This is a genomic window from Lapillicoccus sp. (genome assembly GCF_036559105.1).
Taxonomy (GTDB): Bacteria; Actinomycetota; Actinomycetes; order Actinomycetales; family Dermatophilaceae; genus Lapillicoccus.
Genome location: NZ_DATBTV010000027.1, coordinates 76,098 through 99,506, shown reverse-complemented (window position 1 = coordinate 99,506; position 23,409 = coordinate 76,098). Strand labels below are relative to the sequence as shown.

The 23,409-nt window shown below is 72.5% G+C and carries 21 protein-coding genes; 10 read left to right on the top strand and 11 right to left on the bottom strand.

Annotated features, from left to right (window positions below):
* Nucleotides 1-59 precede the first annotated feature (59 nt).
* Nucleotides 60-287 (bottom strand): DUF3046 domain-containing protein, encoded by a 228-nt coding sequence (locus tag VIG79_RS04080; protein WP_331882465.1) that lies wholly within the window; start codon nucleotides 285-287, stop codon nucleotides 60-62.
* Between the two features lie 168 nt (nucleotides 288-455).
* On the opposite strand from VIG79_RS04080, the gene VIG79_RS04075 reads away from it, so the two are divergent.
* The 3 genes from VIG79_RS04075 (at nucleotide 456) to VIG79_RS04065 (ending at nucleotide 7,262) form a co-directional block, all read left to right on the top strand.
* Nucleotides 456-5,435, top strand: coding sequence for an Lhr family helicase (locus VIG79_RS04075; RefSeq protein WP_331882462.1), 4,980 nt, complete (start codon nucleotides 456-458; stop codon nucleotides 5,433-5,435).
* A 6-nt stretch (nucleotides 5,436-5,441) separates the two neighbouring features.
* On the top strand, nucleotides 5,442-6,323 hold the full coding sequence (locus tag VIG79_RS04070) for a DNA-formamidopyrimidine glycosylase family protein (RefSeq protein WP_331882460.1): 882 nt from the start codon (nucleotides 5,442-5,444) through the stop codon (nucleotides 6,321-6,323).
* Nucleotides 6,324-6,443: 120 nt separating this feature from the next.
* Nucleotides 6,444-7,262: a hypothetical protein gene (locus VIG79_RS04065; RefSeq protein WP_331882458.1), complete on the top strand. Its 819-nt coding sequence runs from the start codon at nucleotides 6,444-6,446 to the stop codon at nucleotides 7,260-7,262.
* A gap of 154 nt (nucleotides 7,263-7,416) precedes the next feature.
* On the opposite strand, the gene VIG79_RS04060 is transcribed toward VIG79_RS04065, so the two are convergent.
* The 8 genes from VIG79_RS04060 to rimO form a co-directional block, all read right to left on the bottom strand.
* Nucleotides 7,417-7,635, bottom strand: coding sequence for a YdeI/OmpD-associated family protein (locus VIG79_RS04060; RefSeq protein WP_331882456.1), 219 nt, complete (start codon nucleotides 7,633-7,635; stop codon nucleotides 7,417-7,419).
* 26 nt (nucleotides 7,636-7,661) lie between these two features.
* Nucleotides 7,662-8,057: a RidA family protein gene (locus VIG79_RS04055; RefSeq protein WP_331882453.1), complete on the bottom strand. Its 396-nt coding sequence runs from the start codon at nucleotides 8,055-8,057 to the stop codon at nucleotides 7,662-7,664.
* Complete coding sequence (locus VIG79_RS04050) at nucleotides 8,054-8,689, bottom strand: CGNR zinc finger domain-containing protein (RefSeq protein WP_331882451.1); 636 nt, start codon at nucleotides 8,687-8,689, stop codon at nucleotides 8,054-8,056. Before VIG79_RS04050 ends, VIG79_RS04055 begins: the two co-directional genes overlap by 4 nt.
* A gap of 9 nt (nucleotides 8,690-8,698) precedes the next feature.
* Nucleotides 8,699-9,826, bottom strand: coding sequence for a mandelate racemase/muconate lactonizing enzyme family protein (locus tag VIG79_RS04045; RefSeq protein WP_331882448.1), 1,128 nt, complete (start codon nucleotides 9,824-9,826; stop codon nucleotides 8,699-8,701).
* Between the two features lie 14 nt (nucleotides 9,827-9,840).
* Complete coding sequence (locus tag VIG79_RS04040; protein ID WP_331882445.1) at nucleotides 9,841-10,155, bottom strand: helix-turn-helix transcriptional regulator; 315 nt, start codon at nucleotides 10,153-10,155, stop codon at nucleotides 9,841-9,843.
* A gap of 356 nt (nucleotides 10,156-10,511) precedes the next feature.
* Entirely contained in the window at nucleotides 10,512-10,991 is a 480-nt protein-coding gene (locus VIG79_RS04035; protein ID WP_331882442.1) for a CinA family protein, read from the bottom strand.
* Nucleotides 10,988-11,647 (bottom strand): CDP-diacylglycerol--glycerol-3-phosphate 3-phosphatidyltransferase, encoded by a 660-nt coding sequence (gene pgsA, locus VIG79_RS04030; RefSeq protein WP_331882440.1) that lies wholly within the window; start codon nucleotides 11,645-11,647, stop codon nucleotides 10,988-10,990. The genes VIG79_RS04035 and pgsA overlap by 4 nt, the downstream gene beginning before the upstream one ends.
* Nucleotides 11,644-13,125: a 30S ribosomal protein S12 methylthiotransferase RimO gene (rimO, locus tag VIG79_RS04025; RefSeq protein ID WP_331882438.1), complete on the bottom strand. Its 1,482-nt coding sequence runs from the start codon at nucleotides 13,123-13,125 to the stop codon at nucleotides 11,644-11,646. The genes pgsA and rimO overlap by 4 nt, the downstream gene beginning before the upstream one ends.
* A gap of 17 nt (nucleotides 13,126-13,142) precedes the next feature.
* On the opposite strand from rimO, the gene VIG79_RS04020 reads away from it, so the two are divergent.
* A complete protein-coding gene (locus VIG79_RS04020; RefSeq protein WP_331882435.1) occupies nucleotides 13,143-14,330 on the top strand; it encodes a dipeptidase in 1,188 nt (395 codons plus the stop codon).
* Here the strand turns inward: VIG79_RS04020 and VIG79_RS04015 are convergent.
* On the bottom strand, nucleotides 14,311-15,066 hold the full coding sequence (locus tag VIG79_RS04015; protein WP_331882433.1) for an ion channel: 756 nt from the start codon (nucleotides 15,064-15,066) through the stop codon (nucleotides 14,311-14,313). The genes VIG79_RS04020 and VIG79_RS04015 overlap by 20 nt on opposite strands.
* Before the next feature lie 137 nt (nucleotides 15,067-15,203).
* Here VIG79_RS04015 and kdpF point away from each other — a divergent pair, with 137 nt between their 5' ends.
* The 6 genes from kdpF to VIG79_RS03990 are packed head-to-tail and all read left to right on the top strand — an operon-like array spanning nucleotide 15,204 to nucleotide 22,778.
* The gene (gene kdpF, locus VIG79_RS19715) at nucleotides 15,204-15,290 is read left to right on the top strand and encodes a K(+)-transporting ATPase subunit F (RefSeq protein ID WP_414672578.1); all 87 of its coding nucleotides are present in this window, start codon (nucleotides 15,204-15,206) and stop codon (nucleotides 15,288-15,290) included.
* Nucleotides 15,290-16,921, top strand: coding sequence for a potassium-transporting ATPase subunit KdpA (gene kdpA, locus VIG79_RS04010; protein ID WP_331882431.1), 1,632 nt, complete (start codon nucleotides 15,290-15,292; stop codon nucleotides 16,919-16,921). Before kdpF ends, kdpA begins: the two co-directional genes overlap by 1 nt.
* The gene (gene kdpB / locus VIG79_RS04005) at nucleotides 16,918-18,954 is read left to right on the top strand and encodes a potassium-transporting ATPase subunit KdpB (RefSeq protein ID WP_331882429.1); all 2,037 of its coding nucleotides are present in this window, start codon (nucleotides 16,918-16,920) and stop codon (nucleotides 18,952-18,954) included. Before kdpA ends, kdpB begins: the two co-directional genes overlap by 4 nt.
* Nucleotides 18,955-18,959: 5 nt before the next feature.
* A complete protein-coding gene (gene kdpC / locus VIG79_RS04000; protein WP_331882427.1) occupies nucleotides 18,960-19,535 on the top strand; it encodes a potassium-transporting ATPase subunit KdpC in 576 nt (191 codons plus the stop codon).
* A 37-nt stretch (nucleotides 19,536-19,572) separates the two neighbouring features.
* Complete coding sequence (locus VIG79_RS03995) at nucleotides 19,573-22,101, top strand: ATP-binding protein (protein WP_331882425.1); 2,529 nt, start codon at nucleotides 19,573-19,575, stop codon at nucleotides 22,099-22,101.
* Complete coding sequence (locus VIG79_RS03990) at nucleotides 22,098-22,778, top strand: response regulator transcription factor (RefSeq protein ID WP_331882423.1); 681 nt, start codon at nucleotides 22,098-22,100, stop codon at nucleotides 22,776-22,778. The genes VIG79_RS03995 and VIG79_RS03990 overlap by 4 nt, the downstream gene beginning before the upstream one ends.
* On the opposite strand, the gene VIG79_RS03985 is transcribed toward VIG79_RS03990, so the two are convergent.
* Nucleotides 22,760-23,338: a TIGR03086 family metal-binding protein gene (locus tag VIG79_RS03985; RefSeq protein ID WP_331882421.1), complete on the bottom strand. Its 579-nt coding sequence runs from the start codon at nucleotides 23,336-23,338 to the stop codon at nucleotides 22,760-22,762. The genes VIG79_RS03990 and VIG79_RS03985 overlap by 19 nt on opposite strands.
* Between the last annotated feature and the right edge of the window lie 71 nt (nucleotides 23,339-23,409).

The following is a 23,409-nucleotide window of genomic DNA, read 5'->3' as shown; positions in this document are numbered from 1 at the left end:
TGCTCGAGGCGGGTCGCGTCGGTCACGGCCTCACGTTAACCGCGCGGACCGACCATGGCTCAACCGGTTTTGCGCTGGTGCCTGTCCTTGCCGTGGCGGCGCGCCTCGGGCACCTCCTGCGCGTCGCACAGCGCGAGCCAGACGTCCCGCGGCGGCAGGCCGGCGTCAAGGGCCTCCTGCGCGGTTCGGCCGCCGAGCGCGTCCAGGGCGAGGTCGCGCGCGAGGGAGACCGCATACGTCGGGCCGAACTCGTCCTCCATGAGGACCCAGAACTGGCTCAGCCGCACGGCGGTCGAGTGTGGCACAGCATCCCGGTATGCGTGCTCGCCCCACCGTGCGGCCGCCAACGTGTGCGCCGGGCGTGGGGGGCCGGGTTGGGACGCATCAGCGCTGGTTCGGGGCCTGTGTCCCGGCCCGATCGGATGTCGGTGGGCGGTGGCAGGCTGGGGTCCCAGATGGCTGGTGACGTGCTCGAGCGGTTCTCCCCCGCGACCGCGGCGTGGTTCCGGGGGTCGTTCAGCGCGCCCACTCCCGCGCAGGAGGGAGCGTGGTCGGCGATCAGCTCGGGGCATCACGCCCTCGTGGTGGCGCCGACCGGCTCGGGCAAGACGCTGTCGGCGTTCCTCTGGGCGCTCGACCGGCTGGCCAGCGGCGAACCACCCGCGTCGCCGCAACAGCGCTGCCGGGTCCTCTACGTGTCGCCGCTCAAGGCCCTGGCCGTCGACGTCGAGCGCAACCTGCGGTCCCCGCTCGTCGGGATCGGACACGCCGCCGCCCGGCTCGGACTGCCCGCACCCGACATCACCGTCGCGCTCCGCTCGGGCGACACCCCCGCCGCCGACCGTCGGGCGTTCATCAGGACACCGTCCGACATCCTCATCACCACGCCTGAGTCGTTGTTCCTATTGCTCACCTCGAGTGCTCGAGAGGCGCTCACCGGCGTGGAGACGGTGATCGTCGACGAGGTCCACGCGGTGGCGGGCACCAAGCGGGGCGCGCACCTGGCGCTGTCCCTGGAGCGTCTCGACCAGCTGCTCCCGACACCTGCGCAGCGCGTCGGGTTGTCGGCCACCGTGCGCCCCGTGGAGGAGGTGGCCCGCTTTCTCTCCGGCGGTCGTCCGGTCGAGATCGTGCAGCCGCCGTCGACGAAGGAGTGGGACCTCGAGGTCGTCGTACCGCTGGCCGACATGTCCGCACTCGGCGAGCTCACCGAGGACCTCAGTGGTCCGGCGGCCGGGGAGCAGCGCCGGGCCTCGATCTGGCCACACGTCGAGGAGCGCATCGTCGACCTCGTCTCGGCGCACCGCTCCACGCTGGTGTTCGCCAACTCGCGGCGGTTGGCCGAGCGGCTGACCGCCCGCCTCAACGAGATCTGGGAGGAGCGGCTGACCGCCGCCGACGAGGCAGCCGAGACTGCCGATGCGGTCGACCCGACCCACGCGGAAGGCTCGGGTGGTGCCGCGCGGAGCAGCGGGACGGACCGGCATACCCGCTCTCCGGCCGAGATCATGGCGCAGTCGGGGGCGTCGTCCGGCGCTCCCCCCATCCTGGCCCGGGCCCACCACGGCTCGGTGAGCAAGGAGCAGCGCGCCGAGATCGAGAACGCGCTCAAGGGCGGCCTACTCCCGGCGGTGGTCGCCACGAGCAGCCTCGAGCTCGGCATCGACATGGGCGCCGTCGACCTCGTCGTCCAGGTGGAGTCGCCGCCGAGCGTCGCCAGCGGCCTGCAGCGGGTCGGCCGCGCCGGGCACCAGGTGGGCGCGGTCTCGCGCGGCGTGCTGTTCCCGAAGTTCCGGGGGGACCTCGTGCAGACCGCCGTCGTCGTCGAGCGGATGCGGGCCGGTGCGATCGAGTCGATGCACCTGCCCATGAACCCCCTCGACGTGCTCGCGCAGCAGATCGTCGCCATGTGCGCGATGGACGACTGGTCGGTGGACGACGTCGAGGCTCTGGTCCGACGGTCGGCGCCGTTCGCCGGACTGTCGCGGTCGGTGCTCGAGTCGGTGCTCGACATGCTGGCGGGGCGTTACCCGAGCGACGAGTTCGCCGAGCTGCGGCCACGGCTGGTGTGGGACCGCGTGACCGGCATGCTGACCGGGCGGCGCGGGGCGCAGCGACTGGCGGTGACCTCGGGCGGGACGATCCCCGACCGCGGCCTCTACGGGGTGTTCCTGGCCGGGTCGGACGGAGCGGGTCGCCGGGTCGGCGAGCTGGACGAGGAGATGGTCTACGAGTCACGGGTCGGTGACGTCTTCACCCTGGGCACGTCGAGCTGGCGCATCGACGACATCACCCACGACAAGGTGCTGGTGACGCCGGCGCCCGGACTGCCCGGTCGGCTGCCGTTCTGGAAGGGCGACACCCTCGGCCGGCCCTCCGAACTGGGCCAGGCGGTCGGGAAGTTCGTCCGCGAGGTGGCGGCGCTGCCCCCGGCCAAGGCCCGGGAACGCGTAGCGCTGGCCGGGCTCGACGGGTGGGCCACCGACAACCTGCTCGCCTACCTCGAGGAGCAGAAGCAGGCGACCCGTCATCTGCCGAGCGACCGGACCATCGTCGTCGAGCGCTTCCGTGACGAGCTGGGCGACTGGCGGGTGGCCGTGCTGTCCCCGTTCGGGGCGCCGGTGCACGCCCCGTGGGCGCTGTGCGTGTCGGCGCGGATGCGCGAGCGGTTCGGGGTCGACGTGCAGGCGATGCACGGCGACGACGGCATCGTGTTCCGGCTGCCCGACCTCGAGTTCGACGGGCTGAGCGAGGACACCGACCTCGGGGGCGCCCCCGGGGCCGCTTCCAGCACCGGAAGCAGCGGAAGCAACGGAAGCAACGGAAGCAACGGAAGCAGCGGTCAGGCGGGCATGGCCGAGCTCATGTCCCTGGTGCTGCTCGAGCCGGACGACGTGCACGACCTGGTCACCGAGCAGATCGGCGGTTCGGCGCTGTTCGCGGCGCGGTTCCGCGAGTGCGCGGCGCGAGCCCTGTTGCTGCCGAGGCGACGTCCCGACCGTCGGCAGGCGCTCTGGCAGCAGCGCCAGCGCTCGGCCCAGCTGCTCGAGGTGGCCAGCCAGTACCCCTCGTTCCCGATCGTCCTCGAGGCGGTTCGCGAGTGCGTACAGGACGTCTTCGACGTGCCGGGCCTCGTCGACCTGATGACCCGGATCCGTTCGCGGGAGGTCACGACGGTCGACGTCGAGACCGCGCAGCCGTCACCGTTCGCTCGGTCTCTCACCTTCGGCTACGTCGCGCAGTACATCTACGAGGGCGACTCGCCCCTGGCCGAGCGCCGGGCCGCGGCCCTGTCGCTCGACCCGACCCTGCTCGCCGAGCTGCTCGGCCGCGGCGACGGGCTGAGCCTGCGCGACCTGCTCGACCCGGAGGCGGTCGCCCGGACCGATGCCGAGCTGCAGCGACTCGACGACTCCCGGCGCTGTCGCGACGCCGAGGACGCCGTCGACCTGCTCCGCGCGCTTGGCCCGCTCCCCCTCGAGGCGGTTGTCGCGCGTTCCGAGGAGTCCGCCGACCCGCGCGTCGTCGGGCGCTGGCTCGTCGAGCTCGAGGGCTCCCGGCAGGTGATCCGGGTCCGCGTCGCCGGCGAGGAGCGCTGGGCCGCCGTCGAGGACGCGTCCCGGCTGCGCGACGCGCTCGGTGTCTCGCTGCCGGTCGGCGTCCCCGACGCGTTTCTCGAACCGGTCCGCGACCCGCTCGGCGACCTCGTCGCCCGGTATGCGCGTACCCACGGCCCGTTCCGGGCCGCGGAGGTCGCGGTCTGGTACGGCCTGGGCCACGCCGTGGTCACCGACGCCCTCCGCCGGCTGGTCGGAGCCGGGCGGGTCGTCGAGGGCGAGCTGCGACCCGACCCGACCGGTTCCGCGGCCGGCGGCCTCGACTTCTGCGACGCGGGCGTCCTGAGGACCCTGCGCCGGCGCTCGCTGGCCGCGCTGCGCGCCGAGGTCGAGCCGGTCACGGCCACCGACTTCACCCGGTTCCTGCCGAGCTGGCAGGGCGTCGGCGGGACCCTGCGCGGCACCGAGGGCCTGGTCCGCGCGGTCGAACAGCTGGCCGGTGCCGTCGTCCCCGCCAGCGCCCTGGAGACCCTCGTCCTGCCGGCGCGGGTCGCGGACTACACGCCGGGCATGCTGGACGAGCTGATGTCGAGCGGCGAGGTCCTCTGGCGCGGTCACGGCTCGTTGCCCGGTGACGACGGATGGGTCTCCCTGCATGTCGCCGACCTCGCCCACCTGACCTCGCCGGCCCCCGACGCGACCCTGGCGCTGACCGAGACCCACCAGGCGGTCCTCGACGTCCTGGCCGGTGGCGGCGCGTACTTCTTCCGCACCCTGTCCGACGCGGCCTACCAGCAGGCCGGCGGAGTCGACGACGACGCACTCCTCGGGGCGCTCTGGGACCTCACCTGGGCCGGCTACCTCACCAACGACACCCTCGCCCCGCTCCGCGCCCTCCTCTCGGGCGGCCGCACCGCGCACCGCAGGGCTCCGCAGGGTCCACGGCGAGGACGGTATGCCTCGCGACCCGGCGCGCTCGGGGGCCTCATCGGCGGTGCAGGCAGGTCTGGTATCGGGACTGCCGGGAGGTCTGGTGCCGGAAGGTCTGGTGCGACACCAGGTCGCCCGTCGCTCCCCGGACGCTCCGGACCCACCTCCGCGGCCGGGCGGTGGTCGCTGCTGCCGCCGTCAGAGTCCGACGCGACCGTCGTCGCCTACGCGACCGCCGAGATCCTCCTCGAGCGCTACGGGGTCGTGACCCGGGGCAGCGCGATGTCGGAGTCGGTGCCGGGTGGGTTCGCCGCCGCCTACCGCGTGCTGGCCGCGGCAGAGGAGTCCGGTCGGGTGCGTCGCGGTTACTTCGTCGAGGGCCTGGGCGCGGCCCAGTTCGCGACCACCGGAGCCGTCGACCGGCTCCGGGCGCAGAGCCGGCCGCTCGACGCGGTGCGACGGTCCGACGACGCGCCCCGAGCCGTCGTCCTGGCCGCGTGCGACCCCGCGAACCCGTTCGGGGCCGCTCTCACCTGGCCGGGCCGACCCGTGGAGCCGAGTGCGGCCGGCGCGGAGTCCGGCACCGGCACCGGAACCGCCGCCAGCGCTGCCTCCGGAACCGGCGTAGGCCCGGTCAAGGCCAAGGCGGTCGGACGAGGCCACCAGCCGGGCCGCAAGGCGGGTGCGCTGGTCGTGCTCGTCGACGGCGAGCTCGTCCTCTACGTCGAGCGCGGCGGCAAGTCCCTGTTGACGTGGACCGAGTCGACGGACGCACTGCAGCGGGCCGCCGACGCGCTGGCGCTCGCCGTCCGCGAAGGCGCTCTGGGCCGGCTCACCGTCGAACGCACGGACGGCAGCCAGGTCCTCGGCTCGGGCCACCCGGTCGCCGACGCGCTGGCGAAGGCGGGGTTCCACGCCACGCCCCGAGGACTGCGGCTGAGGCGATGACGTGCGATGCCTGAGGGCGACACGGTCTTCCGGACCGCCGCCCGCCTGCACCAGGCCCTGGCCGGCGAACCGCTGACCACGACCGACCTGCGCTGGCCGGACCTGTCCACGCTGGACTTCCGCGGCGTCCAAACGCTGGAGGTCGTCAGCCGGGGGAAGAACCTCCTCCAGCGACTCGGCAACGGCGTGACCATCCACTCCCACCTGCGGATGGAGGGCCAGTGGCGGGTCGACGCGACCGACCGCCTCACCGCCCGAAGCCTCTCGAACCCACAGATCCGCGCCGTGGTGGCCACCCAGGCCTGGACCGCCGTCGGCCACCGGCTCGGCGACCTGCACGTCGTCGAGACCGCCCACGAGGGCCGTCTGGTCGGTCACCTCGGGCCCGACGTGCTCGGTCCCGACTGGGACCCCGGCGAATCCGTCCGGCGGGTCCACGCCAGCCCCACCACGATCGGCGCCGCCCTGCTCGACCAGCGCAACCTCGCCGGCGTCGGCACCCTCTACGCCGCGGAGGCCCTCTTCCTCGAACGGGTCCACCCGTGGACCCCGGCGGCCGACCTCGACCCGGCGACCGTGGCCGCGGTCGTCGACCGCGCGCATACCCTCCTCGACCTCGGCCGGCGCCATGCCGTCCAGACGACGACGGGCAGCCAGCGCCGGGGCGAGACCGCCTGGGTCCACGCGCGGTCGGGCCGTCCGTGTCGCCGCTGCGGGGAGACCGTCAGGGTCGCGATGGTCGGCGAGGCGCCTCGGGCGCGGACGATGTTCTACTGCCCGCGGTGCCAGGGCGGCCTGGCCCCCACCGACGACGCTCGACCTCAGCGTCCGCTCGGGACGGACAAGCGCAGCGGGCCCGCGCTCGGCGACCGCGCGCGCCGTCGCTGACCACTCCGGGGCGCCCTCTGAGAGCCTGGGCAACGTGTGCTGTCGTCGTTCGACGCCCACGGGCGCGGCGCTACGCTCACCCGAGCAACGGGGACCTGTGGCCGACGAGAGGGGAATGCGATGTGGGTCTCGGTCGTCGTCATCATCGTCGGCACCGAGATCTGCGCACTCGCCCTCATCCTCACGCGTCGCTGGCGGCAGAAACATCCCAAGCAGTACCAGAAGACCCCCATCGCCGGCGACGTCTTCGGCGTCATCGGGACCGGGTTTGCCGTCATCCTCGCCTTCGTCATCTTCACGGCCTTCGACAGCTACCAGTCGGCGCGCAGCGACTCGGGGAAGGAGTCCGTGGCCACCCGGCAGATGTACTCCCTCGCGCGCTTCTATCCGCCCGGCTCGCGGGACACCCTCGAGGGCAGCTTGATCTGTTACTCCCGCGCCGTCATCCACGATGAATGGCCAGCCATGGCCACGGGGGACAGCAGTCCCCTGGTCGACCGGTGGGTGGACCAGCTGGACGACGACATGGTCGCCCTGCCGGTGACGAGCAACAAGGAGATCGAGGTCTTCAACACCTGGTTCTCCCGGGCCGCCGAGCGCCAGGAAGGGCGTCGGGGCCGGCTCGCCGAGTCGGCGCCCTACGTGCCGCCGTTCGTCTGGGCGATGCTGGTGCTGCTCTTCGTCGTCGTCGTCGGGTACCTGGTGCTCTTCGCCAGCCCCAAGCGACCGCTCATCCCGCAGGTGCTGGGCGTCTCGGCGGTGGCGGCGACGATGCTCGCGGGCATCGTCGTGGTCTACGTGCTGGACGCGCCGTTCGCCGACCGCGGCGCCCAGCTGCCGCCGACCCGGATGCAGGCCACGTTGACCGCGATGGAGACCGAGTACCAGGGCAACTCCACCCCGATCCCGTGCGACGCGTTCGGCAACCCGACGAAGTAGCCTCCGCGGTCATTGGCCGGGTCATCGCCCGGACAGGGTCCCCTCGTCATACAGGATCAGGTGCAGGTCCCCCGGCGCATCGAGGCGCGCCTGCGCGAACCCCAGGGCGTGTCCACCGGGGCCGCGCCGCGGCGCAGCTCGCAGACCGGAGCGGTCACGACGTCACCCGCCGCGACGGAGCGTGCGGCATCCCCATGTAGACCCCGCCCTCGCGCAGCTCGTCGACCATCTGGCGAACCCTGTTGGCCCGGGTCACGTCCCGCTGTGCCTGGCCGATCCACCCGAGGTAGTCGTTGCGCTGGTATGCCGGTCGCTCCCGGTATGCGTCGAGCACCCCTGCGCTGCGCAGCTCCTGGTCGACATCGGGAGGCATCGGCTGCCTCGGCCGTTTCATCCGCCTCATCGGGCCGGCACCTGGGCGAGCGCCTCGATCTCGACGACGGCGCCCTCCGGCCCCACGTCGGACACGAACAGCACCGTCACCGCGCAGGGGTGCGCCCCCCACACCTGCTGGGCGGCACCGTACGCCGCGGTGATGTCGACGCCCTGGGCGAGGTAGATGTTCAGCTTCACGACGTCGTCCTGGGTGCAGCCGGCACTCTCGAGGACCGTGATGACGTTCCTCAGGGCCTGGGCGCTCTGCTCGCCCGGGTCCTCGCTGACGACCTGACCGGTCGCATCGACGCCGTTCTGGCCGCCGACGACGAGCAGCGAACCGGGCCCCTCGACGAGGACGCCCTGCGAGAAGGCGGGGCTGCGGTGCATCGACTCGGGGTTGAGATGGGTCAACGTCATTCCGGTTCTCCTGTCGGGTCGGGTCGATCGGTTCCTGGTTCGGTGGTGGATCGCGCCGCGGCCTGGCGGGCGCGACTCTCGCGGACCTTGTGGCGGTTGCCGCACCGGCTCATCGAGCACCACCGCCGGTTCGCCGACCGCGAGGTGTCGAGGTAGACGATGGCGCAGTTGTCACCGCCGCACTCACGGATGCCGTCGGCGTGCTGACCCAGCACGTGCACCGCTTCGCGAGCGAGGCCGGCGAGGACCTGGTCGATGGTCGGCTGCGGATCGACGTCGCCGAGCTGCGGCGCGACGTCGGGGCGCGCCGCATACCGGTTCACGACCGCCTGGTGGTCCGGCCGCTGGGGCCTGCCCTGCGAGACGTCGGTGACGAGGCCGGCGACGGCGTCGCGCAGCCGCTTCGCGCTGCGCAGGTCGGCCTGGGTGACGCTCACCGGGACGCCGAACCGGGCCAGCACCCAGGCCTCGGCGTCCTCCGGTGAGTGCCAGTACTCCCACTCGGGGCGTCCGTCGCCCATGGATCCGGTGTAGGCGAAGTCGAGGGAGATGTCGCCCGAGTCGAACCACCAACGGACGCCGTCGTTGGACACGAACCACTGGCCTACGGCCGGTTCGGTCCACAAGGTCATGTAACCATGTTAGACGGTTACGGCGACCCTCGCGACCCCTGAACCGGCCGCCGAGGGCAGCATCAGACGGTCACCGTCGTACGTCACTCCCCCGACCACGGGTGAGGAGGCTGCCCACCACGCGGCGTCCAGGTCGTCGACCACGCTGGTCGGGTGCGCGGCGGCGACGGCCGCGACGGCGCCCACCCCGATGGCGGTCTCCATCATCGATCCGACCATCGTCCCGAGGCCCGCGTCGGTCGCCCGGCGCAGCTGTTCCATCGCGACGCCGAGCGAGCCGCACTTGGCCAGCTTGACGTTGACGAGGTCGGCCGCCTCCAGTCGGATGATCCGGTCGAGGTCGACCAGGCTGTAGAGCGCCTCGTCGGCCATGACCGGCAGCCCGACGCCGGCCCGGACGCGGGCCAGACCCTCGACGTCCTCGCCGGGCACCGGCTGCTCGACGAGCTCGACGCCGAGGTCGGCGCGCTCCAGTGCCCGGATCACGGTGATCGCCTCGTCCGGGGTCCACCCCTGGTTCGCGTCGAGGCGGATCGTCACGGTCGGCCCCACCGCCTGGCGCACCGCACGGACTCGAGCGACGTCGGTGGCGGCGTCGGTCCCGACCTTCATCTTCAGGGTCGAGAAGCCGTCGGCCACCCGTTGCCCGGCCGCAGCGGCAAGGTCGTCCGCGGAGCCCGCCGACAGCGTCACGTCGGTGCGGAGGACGGCAGGGTATGCGGCGGTGCCGGGTCGAGCGGCCGCCCCCGTCGTCGGCGACCCGAGGAAGGCCGGCAGAGTCAGCCCGGCCCGACGGGCGACGAGGTCGCGTACCGCCGTGTCGACGGCGGCCTTGGCGCCGAAGTTGCGGGCCACCGCACGCTGTACGTCGGTGAGGACGTCGCCCCAGTCGTCGACGTCGCGGTCCACGACCACCGGAGCGAGCATCTGCTCGACGCACGCCGTGGCGCCGGCCAGCGACTCCCCGGTGACCTGCCAGACCTGGGGGGCCTCACCCCAGCCCGTGGTCCCGTCCGAGTCGGTGAGCCGGATGACGACGGTGTCCGTCGTCGTCGTGCGCCGCAGCGCGGTCACGAACGGGGTGTGCAGGGGGACCAAGAGCCGGGCGCAGAGGACCGATGCGAACCGCGAGGGCATCGCCCGACCGACCGTCAGGCAGCGGAGGCGACGACCGAACCCAGGCGCGCGGGAGCCGCGGCGCCCACGGGCAGGGTGACCGGCGCCGAGATGGCCTCGGTGTGGGCCACGCGGGTGGACACCTCGCGCAGCACCTCGGAGAGCGGGACGCCGAGAGCGCCGCAGATCGACCCCAGGAGCTCCGAGGAGGCCTCCTTCTCGCCGCGCTCGACCTCGCTCAGGTAGCCGAGCGATACCGACGCGGAGGACGAGACCTCGCGCAGAGTCCGTCCCTGGTGCTGCCGCTCCTCGCGGAGGACGTCACCCAGCTCACGTCGCAACAGGACCATGGAACCCCTCCTCCGCGGTGTCCGGTCGGCCGGTCGAATGGTCTCCACCATAGCCCGTGGTCGCCAGCCGCCACGGGCTGGTTCCGCCGAAGGCGAAACGGCTGGCGGGCGGCGTAGGGGCGGCGGCGTGGACTGGTGAGGCATCTCAGTGAGCACAACGTCCCAGCCGGCGACATCCTTCCGCGCGAGGCGTCGGCGCCGCCCGGAGCGGGCCTCCCATCCGCCTGGAGCCGCGGCGTACCCGCCGAGAGGCCAACGTCGGTCGATATCGCCGCCTTCTGAGCGGCCGAGGTTGGCCTCTCGGCCGGGGTGGAGCCTCGGGGTGGAGCCTCGGGGTGGAGCGCCCGGGGACGGCGTCAGAGCGCAGGCTCCAGGCGGCGCGCGAGAAGCTCGAGCGCGGCGTCGACGGCCGCCGCCCGGATCTCCGGTCGGCCACCGGTGAGGTCATGGCGCTCGACCACGACCGAGCCGCCGGGCTCGGCCACGGCCACGAAGACGCAGCCGACCGGCATACCGTCCTGCGGTTCGGGCCCGGCCACCCCGGTGGTGGCCACCCCCCAGTCCGCCTCGAGGGCCCGCTGGGCTCCCACAGCCATCTGGCCGGCGACGTCCCGGTCGACCGCCCCGCGTGACGCCAGCAGGTCGGCGTCGACCCCGAGCAGGATCGCCTTGAGGGGCGTCGCGTACGCCACCACGCCGCCCCGGACGACCGCGGAGGCACCGGGCGTGTCGACGAGCCGGGCCACGACGAGCCCACCGGTGAGCGACTCGGCACAGCCGACGGTCTGACCCAGCTCGACCAGCCGCGCGACAACCCCGGCCGACGAGACCGTCACGGCTCCCGGGCTACCCGGCGAGCGGCCTTGCGGGCGGCCGTTCGTGCGCTGGTGGCCCGCAGTCGTCGGGCCTTGATGAGGTAGTCGACTCCCGTCACCACCGTGACGACCAGGGCAGCGGCCAGGAGGACGTAGGCGGCAGTGAGCCAGACGGCGCTGCCCGGCAGGGACTCCAACGGGAAGATGAGGATGCCCACGGCCACCGTCTGCAGCACCGTCTTGAGCTTGCCGCCGCGCCCGGCCGGCATCACGCCGTGGCGGATCACGACGAACCGCATCACCGTCACGCCCACCTCGCGGACCAGGATGACGACGGTCACCCACCACGGCACGATCCCGATGATCGACAGTCCGATCAGGGCCATCCCGAGCATCGCCTTGTCGGCGATCGGGTCGGCCACCTTGCCGAAGTCCGTCACCTGCTTGCGACGCCGCGCGAGGTCACCGTCGATGCTGTCGGTCACCATCGCGACGCCGAACACGGCGAGGGCCGCGAGCCGGTAGCCCCAGACGTGCCCGCCTTCCGCGAGCAGCAGCCAGCCGAACACCGGCACGAGGAAGAACCGGAAGACGGTGAGGTAGTTGGGCAGGTTCCAGGCGCTCGGCGCCAGGGGTCCGGCGGAACGCTGGTCCGGGGGCCCGGCCGGCGTGCTCATCGCGGGCGGGCGAGGAGGTCGACGCCCTCGCTGGCGACGATGGTGGCGGGCACGAGGTGGCCCACGGACGGAACCTGGTCGGCGTCGGAGAGCACTAGCGTCGTACTCCCGTCGACGTCGGGCCCCTGGTATGCGGTCCGTCCGACGACGCCCTCCCCGTCGCCGGAGAGGTCCACGGACTCCACGAGCACCTCGACGACCTCGCCGATGCGCTCCTCGGCTCGCCGGGCGGTGAGCTCCTCGACCAGCGAGGTCACCCGCTCGACGCGCTCGGCGACGACCTGAGCCGACAGGTGTCCGTCCAAGCCCTCCGCCTCGGTGCCGTCCTCGTCGGAGTACCCGAACACGCCGACCACGTCGAGCCGCGCCGTCTCGAGGAAGGCGGTGAGCTCGGCCAGGTCGGCCTCGGTCTCACCGGGGAACCCGACGATGACGTTGGTCCGCACGCCGGCCGTCGGGTCGGTGGCCCGCACGCGACCGAGGAGGTCGAGGAACGCCTCACGGCCGCCGAACCGGCGCATCCGCCGCAGCAGCGGCTCCGAGGCGTGCTGGAACGAGATGTCGTAGTAGGGCACGACCCCCGGCGTCGTCGCCATGGCGGACAGCAGGCTGGGCCGGATCTCCGCGGGCTGCAGGTAGGAGACCCGGACCCGCTCGATCCCCTCGACGGCGGCCAGTTCCGGCAGCAGGGACTCCAGCAGGGTGAGGTCGCCGAGGTCCTTGCCGTATGACGTGGAGTTCTCGCTGACGAGGAACACCTCACGGACCCCTTCGCCCGCCAGCCAGCGGGCCTCCGCGATCACGTCAGCCGGACGCCGTGACAGGTAGGCCCCGCGGAACATCGGGATCGCGCAGAACGAGCACCGCCGGTCGCAGCCGCTGGCGATCTTCAGCGGCGCCCACGGCCGGTGGTCGAGTCGCGCCCGCACGAGGGGGGGTCCGTAGGCGTGGGTCGGGCTCCCGGCCCGCGTCGGCCCGTGACCCGGGGTCGAGACCGCATCGGCGGCACCCGGCCGCGCGGTGGGAGACAGGGGCAGCAGCTTCCGGCGGTCGCTGGGGGTGTGAGACGCGACCCGGCCGCCGCCGAGGATCGTTGCGAGGTGGTCGGACATCGACGCGTACGAGTCGAAGCCCAGGACCGCGTCGGCCTCCGGCAGCTGCGAGGCGAGCTGCTCGCCGTAGCGCTCGGCCATGCAGCCGACCGCCACGACGGCCCGGGTGCGTGCCCCGGACTCGGGGTCCTTGAGGTCCGCCGCCTCGAGCAGCGCGTCGATGGAGTCCTTCTTGGCCTGCTCGACGAACCCGCAGGTGTTCACGACGGCGACGTCGGCGTCCGCGGCGTCGTCGACGAGGTCCCATCCCTCGGCACTGAGCCGTCCGGCCAGCTCCTCGGAGTCGACGTCGTTGCGCGTGCACCCCAGCGTCACCAGAGCGACACGCCGACCGGCGGCTCGCTCCGAGCTCGCAGTGACCGTCACGCTGGGAGTCTACGGGGGTGCGCACCCTGCCTCTGGCCCTACCGTTGGTGTTCGACGGACACAACGACCTGCCGTGGGAGCTGCGCCTCCAGGTCGGCGGCGACCTGGACCGCCTCGACATCGGCCGGCGGGTGCCGACGACGGCCACCGACCTCCCACGGCTGCGCGAGGGTGGTGTCGGCGCGCAGTTCTGGTCGGTCTACGCGCCGAGCAACCTCCCCGGCGACCTCGCCGTCACCCAGACCCTGGAGCAGGTCGACCTCGTCCACCGGCTCGTGCATCGGTATGCGGGCGACCTCACCCTCGCGACGACCGCGGCGGAGGTCGAGGCGGCCATGCGGGCCGGCCGGATCGCCTCGCTCATGGGCGCCGAGGGCGGGCAGTCGATCGGGTGCTCGCTGGGGGCCCTCCGGGCGCTGTACCGCCTCGGCGTCCGCTACCTCACCCTCACCCACAACGACAACGTCCCGTGGGCGGACTCGGCGACCGACGTGCCGGTCGCGGGTGGGCTGACCCGGTTCGGCGTGGAAGTGGTCCGTGAGATGAACCGGCTCGGCATGCTCGTGGACCTGTCTCACGTGTCCACGGACACGATGCGCCAGGCGCTCGACGTCGCCGAGGCACCGGTCGTCTTCAGCCACTCCTGCGCCCGCGCCGTGACCGACTCGCCGCGCAACGTGCCTGACGACGTCCTGGCCGCGACGGCAGCCGGCGGCGGGGTCTGCATGGTGGCGTTCGTTCCCGAGTTCCTCACCCAGGGGGCCGCGGCCTGGCGCGTCGAGGCGTTCGAGGCGGCCGCCCGCGAGGGCATCGAGGGCACGGACTTCCCGGCGTTCATGGCCTGGGCGTCCGACTACACCCGGGCCCACCCCAAGCCCCCGGCCCACGTCGAAGACGTGGTCCGACACGTCGAGCACGTCCGCGAGGTGGCCGGCCTCGACCATGTCGGGCTGGGCGGCGACTACGACGGAACCGATGTCATGCCGGTCGGGCTGGAGGACGTCACCGGCTATCCGGCGGTCCTGACCGCTCTCGCGGACCGCGGCTGGAGCGACGACGACCTCGCCAAGGTGGCGCACCGCAACGCCATCCGGGTGCTTCGGGACGCGGAGGCCGTCGCCCGCGAGCTCCAGTCACACCACAGCCCGTCGACGGTCACGATCGAGGAGCTGGACGGTGCCGCCGTCAGGAGGAGCGGCGCTTGATCGAGCGGATCTGCAGTCCCACCAACCGGGCCACGATGAACGCGACGTACATGAGCCCGAGCACCTGCTCGATCATCACGGCGGCCCGCGCGTGCGCCTCCACGGGGATGACGTCGGAGAGGCCGGTCGACGTCAACGTCGTGAACGAGAGGAACAGCAGCTCGAACCAGCTCCGCGGCGCATCTGGGTCGAGGTAGGCGGTGAACGACATCGGCCAGACGATCTGCACCGCGCTGTACAGGTAGGCGAACCCCCAGGCCAGCACGGTGAACGCCGCCCCGGTGGCGTACAGCTCGTCGGTGGTCACGTCGTCGTCGTTGAACATGTACCGGACCAGCGCGTACGCCGTGTAGAAGTAGAACACCGCGTGGACCAGCCCCGACCACAGCGTGATCGTGTCGTTGTCGGGCTGGAAGCCCTCGGCGATGGTCAGCGCGATGAGGGGCAGACCGAGCACCGCGGAGATCCACGTCAGTGCCGGCGTCCGCCGCACCGCCTGCACGGCGAGGAACAGCACGAGCAGCCCGAACACGCTGAGCACCGACCGCCCCAGGCCACCGGCCCGGCCGGTCTGGTCCTCGAGCGTCGGGTAGATCAGCACGCCGAGCAGCTGGACGGCGAGCAGCGTCGCGCAGGGCGTGTAGCGGAAGAAGTCGAAGGCCCTCCGTACCTGCGAGAACGGGCCAGAGCGTCGCGGCGTGCCGCCGTTCGTGTGTTGCTCGACCCCCTCCTCCACCGTCCGGACGATACCGGCGACCGACCGCGCCGGCCGTTCGGCGGGGCCGGTGACGTGGGCGTCAAGAACGCGTCAACGCGTGTCAGTGCGTCGTCAACGTCGGGCTTCCCTGCCTCGCAACGGCATTCACTGACGGGGTGATCGAGAACATCGTCGCCGGCCTGGTCGCCCTGGGTCTGGTCGCCTACCTCGTGTACGCCCTCGTCCGGCCGGACCGGTTCTGATGGGCGACACCGCCGCCGGACTCCTCACGATCGGCGTCCTCGTCCTGCTCCTCGCCGCGACGCACGCGCCGCTCGGCGCCTACCTCGCGCACGTGTTCACCACCGACCGGCACTGGCGCGTCGAGCGCCGCGCCTACCGGATCGTCGGCGTGAACCCCGACCAGGAGCAGCCGTGGACCGTGTACGCCGCCTCGGTCGGGGCCTTCTCGGTGGTGAGCTTCCTCCTGCTGTTCCTCGTGATCCTCGCCCAGGGCTGGCTGCCGCTGAACCACGGAGAGTCGATGCACGTCGACACCGCCCTCAACACTGCGGTCTCGTTCGTCACCAACACGAACTGGCAGTCGTATGCCGGTGAGGCCGGCACCTCGGTGTTCGTCCAGGCCGTCGGCCTCACCGTCCAGAACTTCGCCTCCGCGGCGGTCGGTATCGCCGTGGTGGCCGCCCTCATCCGGGCCATCGCCCGGCACGAGAGCCGGTACATCGGCAACTTCTGGGTCGACCTGACGCGGGTCGTCGTTCGCGTCCTCCTGCCGATCGCCGCTGTCGCGGCGGTCGTCCTGGTCCTCGGCGGGGTCATCCAGAACCTCGCCGCCCCGAGCGACGTCACCGGCGTCACCGGTGCGGCGCAGTCGGTCCCGGGCGGGCTCGTCGCATCGCAGGAGGCGATCAAGGAGCTCGGCACCAACGGCGGCGGCTTCTTCAACGCGAACTCGGCGCACCCGTTCGAGAACCCGAACGGCCTGACCAACCTCCTGGAGATCTTCCTGCTGCTCGTCATCCCGTTCGCGCTGCCGCGGGCGTACGGGATCATCGTCGGCGACCGCCGCCAGGGCCACGCGATCCTCGCCTTCATGACCGTCCTCTGGGGCGCATCGGTTGCCCTGACAACGTGGGCCGAGGTCGCCGCCGGGACGATGGAGGGCAAGGAGACCCGGTTCGGGATCTGGTCATCCACGCTGTTCGCTGCGTCCACGACGGCGACCTCCACCGGCGCGGTCAACTCGCTGCACGAGAGCTACAGCCCGCTCGGTGGTGGCGTCGTCCTGCTCAACATGATGCTCGGCGAGGTCTCGCCGGGAGGGACCGGTTCGGGTCTGTACGGCGCCCTCGTCGTGGCGGTCATCGCCGTCTTCATCGCCGGCCTCATGGTCGGGCGGACCCCCGAGCTGCTCGGCAAGGCGATCGGGCGGCACGAGATCACCCTCGGCGCGCTCTACACGCTGATCACGCCGGCCCTGGTCCTCGTCCTGGCCGGGCTGGCGATCGTGCTTCCGGTCAGCCAGGGCGCCCTGCTCGCGAGCGGCCCGCACGGTCTCACCGAGATGGTCTACGCGTTCACCTCCGCCGCGAACAACAACGGCAGCGCCTTCGCCGGCCTCAGCGCGGACCAGCCGTTCCTCAACCTGACCCTCGCGCTGGCGATGGCGCTCGGCCGGTTCGTCCCGATGGTCCTCGTGCTGGCCCTGGCCGGCCGCCTCGTCGCCCAGAAGCGGCGACCGGCCACCGCGGGGACCATGCCGACGCATACCCCGCTCTTCGTCACCCTCCTGGTCAGCGTGGCCCTCGTCGTCACCGGCCTGACCTACTTCCCCACCCTCGCTCTCGGACCCCTCGCGGAGGCGCTGTCATGAACCCCCGGGCCTTGACGGCGGCGCTACCGCAGGCCTTCACCAAGCTCGACCCCCGGCACGTCGTGCGGTCCCCGGTGATCTTCGTCGTCTGGGTCGGCTCGCTGCTGACCACCGTCCTGGCCGTCGCGAACCCGTCGGTCTTCGCCGTCGGTGTGGCGCTCTGGCTGTGGGTGACCGTGGTCTTCGCCAACCTGGCCGAGGCGGTGGCGGAGGGCCGAGGCAAGGCCCAGGCGGCCACCCTGCGCGCGGCTCGCACCGAGACGACGGCCCGTCGGCTGGTCGGCAGCGACCCCGCCGCTACGCGAGAGGAGCAGGTGGCCGGGGCCCACCTGCGGATCGGCGACCTCGTCGTCGTCGAGGCCGGCCAGGTGATCCCCGGGGACGGCGACGTCGTCGACGGCCTGGCCACGGTGGACGAGTCGGCCATCACCGGCGAGTCGGCTCCGGTCATCCGCGAGTCGGGCGGCGACCGGTGCGCCGTCACCGGGGGCACCACCGTGCTGTCCGACCGGATCGTCGTGAAGATCACCACGAAGCCCGGCGAGACGTTCATCGACCGGATGATCGCGCTGGTCGAGGGCGCCGCGCGCCAGAAAACGCCGAACGAGATCGCCCTCAACATCCTCCTGGCGACGCTCACGATCATCTTCCTGCTGGTCGTCATGGCGCTGCAGCCGATGGCCGCCTACTCCGGCGGGCTCCAACAGGTCGTCGTCCTCGTCGCGCTGCTGGTCTGCCTCATCCCGACCACCATCGGTGCGCTGCTCTCCGCGATCGGGATCGCCGGGATGGACCGCCTGGTGCAGCGCAACGTCCTGGCCATGTCCGGGCGGGCCGTCGAGGCCGCCGGCGACGTGTCGACCCTCCTCCTCGACAAGACCGGCACCATCACGCTCGGCAACCGCCGGGCCGTGGAGCTCATCCTGGTCGGCGGCGCCGATCCCGCCGAGCTCGCCCGGGCCGCCTACCTCGGTAGCCTCGCCGACGAGACTCCGGAAGGTCGCTCGGTGGTCGAGCTCGCGGCCCGAGGACTGGCCCCCGAGGAGACCAGGACCCCACTGCAGCTGACGCAGGCCGGTGCGACGTTCGTGGAGTTCACCGCACAGACCCGGATGTCGGGAGTCGACCTCGACCGGACGATGGTGCGCAAGGGCGCGGGCAGCCAGGTGGTCGCGTGGACCCGGTCACAGGGCGGGTCGGCACCGGACGACCTGGAAGGTGTGGTCGACGGGATCGCCCGCTCCGGAGGCACCCCGCTCGTGGTGGCGCGGTCCGCGAACGGCCAACCGGTACAGGTGCTCGGCGTGATCCACCTCAAGGACGTCGTCAAGCCGGGGATGACCGAACGCTTCGACCGGCTGCGGGCCATGGGGATCCGCACGGTGATGATTACCGGCGACAACCCCCTGACCGCCGCCGCGATCGCCGAGGAGGCCGGGGTCGACGACTTCCTGGCCGAGGCCACCCCTGAGGACAAGATGGCGCTGATCCGCCAGGAGCAGGAGGGTGGCCGCCTCGTCGCGATGACCGGCGACGGCACGAACGACGCCCCGGCTCTGGCCCAGGCCGACGTCGGGGTCGCGATGAACACTGGCACGTCGGCGGCCAAGGAGGCCGGCAACATGGTCGACCTCGACTCCGACCCCACCAAGCTCATCGAGATCGTCGAGATCGGCAAGCAGCTGCTCATCACCCGCGGGGCGCTGACGACCTTCTCGATCGCCAACGACGTGGCCAAGTACTTCGCCATCATCCCCGCGATGTTCACCGGCATCTTCCCTGGTCTGGCGACGCTCAACATCATGCAGCTGTCGACCCCGAGCTCGGCGATGCTCTCCGCGGTGATCTTCAACGCGCTGGTCATCGTGGCGCTGATCCCGTTGGCCCTCAGGGGTGTTCGCTACCGGCCGTCCGGCGCCGCGGCGATGCTGCGCCGCAACCTGCTGGTCTACGGGCTCGGTGGCGTCATCACGCCGTTCATCGGCATCAAGCTCATCGACCTCGTCGTCTCTCTCCTCCCCGGAATGACGTGATCCCCGTGTCCACCCTCACCCGCCAGCTGTCCGCCGCACTACGGATGCTGCTCGCCCTCACCCTCGTGTGCGGCGTCGGGTACCCGCTGGTCGTCCTCGGCGTCGGCCAGGTCGTCGCCCACGATCAGGCCAACGGCTCGCTCCTCGAGCGCAACGGCTCGGTCGTCGCGTCGTCGAGCCTCGGTCAACAGGTGACCGATCCCCAGTGGTTCCAAGGCCGTCGGTCAGCCAGCGAGTACGCCGGGAGCACCAGCGGCGGTTCCAACCTCGGCACCGACGACCCGAAGCAGGCGCAAGCGCTCACGGCGGCGCAGGGCGCCTTGATCGCCGCCAACCCGCAGGCCTCCGGGCCGCCACCTCCGGACGCCCTCACCGCCTCCGCCAGCGGCCTCGACCCCGACATCTCCCCCGCGTACGCGAGCTGGCAGGTCCCGCGGGTCGCGACTGCCCGCGGGCTGTCCGTCCAGCAGGTCCAGGCCCTCGTCGATGCGCATACCGAGGGCCGGCTGCTCGGGTTCCTCGGCCAGCCGCGGGTCAACGTCACCGAGCTCAACCTCGCACTCGCCGTCGCGGCGGGCTGACGACGGCCCGACGAGCGGAGAGGGAGACAATCGAACCGTGGCCCGCGGACGACTGCGCATCTACCTCGGCGCCGCCCCCGGTGTCGGGAAGACCGTGGCCATGCTCGCGGAGGGCCGCCGACGCCAGGACCGCGGCACCGACGTCGTCATCGGCATCCTCGAGACGCACGGCCGGGCCTTCACCGCGGGACAGGCCGACGGCCTCGCGGTCGTCCCCCGCCGCACCGTGGATCACCGAGGCGCGAGCCTCACCGAGCTCGACGTCGGCGCCGTCCTCACCCGCAGACCCGAGGTCGCCCTGGTCGACGAGCTCGCGCATACGAACGCCCCCGGCTCGCCGCGGACGAAGCGGTGGGAGGACATCGACGTCCTGCTCGACGCCGGGATCGACGTCATCACCACGGTCAACATCCAGCACCTCGAGTCGCTCAACGACGTCGTCGAAGCCATCACAGGGGTCGTCCAACGCGAGACGGTCCCGGACGACGTCGTCCGCTCGGCCGACCAGATCGAGCTGGTCGACATGTCGCCGGAGTCCCTGCGGCGACGGATGTCGCACGGGAACATCTACCCGGCTGACCGCATCGACGCGGCGCTGGCGAACTACTTCCGACCCGGCAACCTCTCCGCCCTGCGCGAGCTGGCCCTGCTCTGGCTGGCCGACCGGGTAGACGAGACCCTGGAGAAGTACCGGGCCGCGCACGGCATCTCGGAGCCCTGGCCGACCCGGGAGCGCATCGTCGTCGCCCTCACCGGCGGCCCCGAAGGCGAGACCGTGCTGCGCCGGGCCGCCCAGATCGCCTCCCGCGGTGCCGGGAGCGAGCTGCTCGCCTGTCACGTCTCCCGGCCGGACGGCCTCGTCGATGCCGACCCGGAAACCCTTGCCGCTCAACGGAAGCTGGTCACCGAGCTCGGCGGCGTGATGCACGAGGTCGCCGGCAGTGACGTCGCCGAGTCGATCCTCGATGTTGCCCGCGGCGTCAACGCCACCCAGATCGTCATCGGGACCAGCCGCCGCTCCCGGCTGGCGCGGCTCACTCGACGCGGCGTCGGCGAGCAGGTGGCCGCCGCATCCGGCGACATCGACGTGCACCTGGTCAGCCACACCGGCGGTCGCGTCGAGGGTCTGCGCCTCGGCGACGACGGCCTCGGAGCCCGACGGCGCTGGGGCGGCTGGCTCCTCGCCACCGGTGGCGTCGCCATGGTCACCCTCGGCCTGCTCGCCACCTCCGGACGGCACGAGCTGCCGCTCGAGGTGCTGCTGTTCCTCTCGCTCACCGTCGCGACCGCGCTCGTCGGCGGCCTGCTGCCGGCCATCGCCTGTGCCGTGGTCTCGTCGTTGGTCATCAACTGGTTCTTCACCGACCCGAAGGGCACGCTGACCATCCAGAGCCCGCAGAACGCGTTGGCCCTGGTGGTCTTCGTCGTCGTCGCGGCCGCCGTGGCGTCGGTGGTGCATCGCGCCGCACGCCGCCGCGACGCTGCGCTGAGGGCGCAGCGTGAGTCCCGGGTCCTCGCCGCCCTGGCCCAGTCCCTCCTCGCGGAGGCCGAACCCCTACCCGCCCTGCTGGAGCGCGCCCGCACGACGTTCGGTATGCGGGCCGCCGCCCTGGTGGCGCGACCCACGATCCGCGACCCGTGGACCGTCGTGGCCGCCGCCGGGGAGTTCCACCCCGGTGACATCGCCGACGCGGCCGTCCGCCAGACGGTCGACGACGAGACCGAGCTGGTCCTCGTGGGCCCGGTCCTGCCCGCCGACGACCAGCGCCTCGTCGGCGCCTTCGTCTCGCACGCCGCGGGCCTGCTCACCCGCGAGCGCCTGGTCGCCGAGGCCGGCCAGGCTCGCGGTCTCGCCCGCGACAACCGGGCGCGGACGGCCCTTCTGGCAGCGGTGTCGCACGACCTGCGCACCCCGCTCGCCGGGATCAAGGCGGCCGTCTCCAGCCTGCGCCAGACCGACGTGACGTTCTCGCCCGAGGACGAGGCCCTGCTCCTCGAGTCGGTCGAGGAGTCCGCCGACCGGCTCGCGGTCCTCATCGGCAACCTGCTCGACATGTCACGCATCCAGACCGGCAGCATCTCGCCGCACCCGGACGACCTTTCGCTGGCGGAGGTCGTCGACGCCGCCCGCACACCCCTGGTCGAGGGCGACCGCGTACGCACCCGGTTCGACGAGGACCTGCCGCTGGTTCGGGCCGACGCCGGCCTCCTCGACCGCGTCCTCGCGAACGTCCTCGAGAACGCCCTGCGGCACTCCCCCGGACGACGCGAGGTCGTCGTCCAGGCCGGGCGGCTGGGCGACCGAGTCCAGATCCGGGTGGTCGACCGTGGCCCGGGCGTACCCGACGAGGCCAAGGACCAGATCTTCGCGCCGTTCCAACGCGGCGGGGACGCACCGCGGGGCGACGGTGTGGGCCTCGGCCTGGCCGTCGCCCGAGGTCTCACCGAGGCGATGGACGGCACCCTCTGGGCCGAGGACACGCCCGGTGGCGGGCTCACCATCGTCGTCGACCTCCCGACCGTCCCGGCGGCCGTCATCCCCGTTGCGGGAGGATCCGCCTCGTGACCTTCGTCCTGGTCGTCGACGACGAGCCGCACATCCGCCGGACCCTGTCGATCAACCTGCGGGCGCGGGACTACGAGGTCGAGACCGCCGCCGATGGCCGGTCGGCGCTCCAGATCCTCGCCGAGCGCACCCCGGACGTCATCGTCCTCGACCTCGGGCTCCCGGACCTCGACGGCGTCGACGTGCTCCGTCGGCTGCGCGACGTGTCCCCGGTGCCGGTGGTCGTGCTGTCCGCGCGGCACGACTCCGACGACAAGGTCGAGGCGCTCGACGCCGGAGCCGACGACTACGTGACGAAGCCCTTCGGGATGGACGAGTTCCTGGCCCGGATCCGCGCGGCGGTGCGCCGGGGGTCACCGGAGAACCCCGAACCGCTCGTTGTCACGACCGACGACTTCACCCTCGACATCGCCGAGCGCCGGGCCACCGGCCGCGACGGCTCGGAGATCCGGCTCACCCCCACCGAGTGGCGCCTGCTCGACGCCCTCGCCCGGCGCGCAGGTCACCTCGTCACGCATACCGAGCTGCTCCGCGCCGCGTGGGGACCCGCGTACGGACGCGAGCTGAACTACCTCCGGGTGTATGCGAACCAGCTGCGCCGCAAGCTCGAACCCGACCCCGCAGCGCCTCGCTACCTGTTGACCGAACCGGGGATCGGCTACCGCTTCGTCGTCTGAGGGGACCAGCCTGGGTCGCGTCCGGTCATCCCGACCAGCCGGTCGACATCGGTCGCATCGTCGGCCGTGGCCACCGGCGGCCCGAACAGGCCGCCGTCGTCGTTGGCCGGCGCATCGAACGCGGCCACGAACCGGGTGCACTCGGCGACCGCCCCTGGGTCGGCGGGATAATCCTGGCCGGTGGCGCGCGCGAGGTCCCAGCCGTGCACGGTGACCTCGTTGAGGGCGACCCGAGCCGTCTCGGCGCCGGAGAGGGTGACCGGACCGGCGTGCGTATCGCCCTGGTAGGCCTCGGGGTCGGTCCACGCGCCGGCCAGGGCGGCCAGGTCGTCCTGGATCCGCTGCCGCCACGCGCCGCTCAGGCCGTCGGCCGCGCGGGCCGCGGTGGGGACCTTCTGCGCCGACGCGGTGAACTCGAGGGTCAGCCCGCCCACGTGCCGCAGCAGGTGGGCCACCGACCAGTCCGGGCAGGGCGTCGGGTCGTCCAGCTGGTCGTCCCTCACCGCACCGACGAGGGCGGCCAGGGTGCGCGTCGCGGGTCCGAAGTCGATGGTGTCCATCGTCGGAACCTAACGCGAGGGCCCGACCGGCCGCGTCTCGGCAGCGGCGGCCGTCGGGCGGAAAGTTACTT

Excerpts from the sequence above, each read along its gene's own strand:
- VIG79_RS04050 (WP_331882451.1), bottom strand. The coding sequence starts at position 8,689 with ATGACCTTGTGGACCGAACCGGCCGTAGGCCAGTGGTTCGTGTCCAAC.
- VIG79_RS04060 (WP_331882456.1), bottom strand. The coding sequence starts at position 7,635 with ATGCCTCCCGATGTCGACCAGGAGCTGCGCAGCGCAGGGGTGCTCGAC.
- kdpB (WP_331882429.1), top strand. The coding sequence starts at position 16,918 with ATGAACCCCCGGGCCTTGACGGCGGCGCTACCGCAGGCCTTCACCAAG.
- VIG79_RS04040 (WP_331882445.1), bottom strand. The coding sequence starts at position 10,155 with ATGGTCCTGTTGCGACGTGAGCTGGGTGACGTCCTCCGCGAGGAGCGG.
- VIG79_RS04045 (WP_331882448.1), bottom strand. The coding sequence starts at position 9,826 with ATGCCCTCGCGGTTCGCATCGGTCCTCTGCGCCCGGCTCTTGGTCCCC.
- VIG79_RS03985 (WP_331882421.1), bottom strand. The coding sequence starts at position 23,338 with ATGGACACCATCGACTTCGGACCCGCGACGCGCACCCTGGCCGCCCTC.
- VIG79_RS04075 (WP_331882462.1), top strand. The coding sequence starts at position 456 with ATGGCTGGTGACGTGCTCGAGCGGTTCTCCCCCGCGACCGCGGCGTGG.
- VIG79_RS04065 (WP_331882458.1), top strand. The coding sequence starts at position 6,444 with ATGTGGGTCTCGGTCGTCGTCATCATCGTCGGCACCGAGATCTGCGCA.
- pgsA (WP_331882440.1), bottom strand. The coding sequence starts at position 11,647 with ATGAGCACGCCGGCCGGGCCCCCGGACCAGCGTTCCGCCGGACCCCTG.
- kdpA (WP_331882431.1), top strand. The coding sequence starts at position 15,290 with ATGGGCGACACCGCCGCCGGACTCCTCACGATCGGCGTCCTCGTCCTG.
- VIG79_RS04070 (WP_331882460.1), top strand. The coding sequence starts at position 5,442 with ATGCCTGAGGGCGACACGGTCTTCCGGACCGCCGCCCGCCTGCACCAG.
- VIG79_RS04055 (WP_331882453.1), bottom strand. The coding sequence starts at position 8,057 with ATGACGTTGACCCATCTCAACCCCGAGTCGATGCACCGCAGCCCCGCC.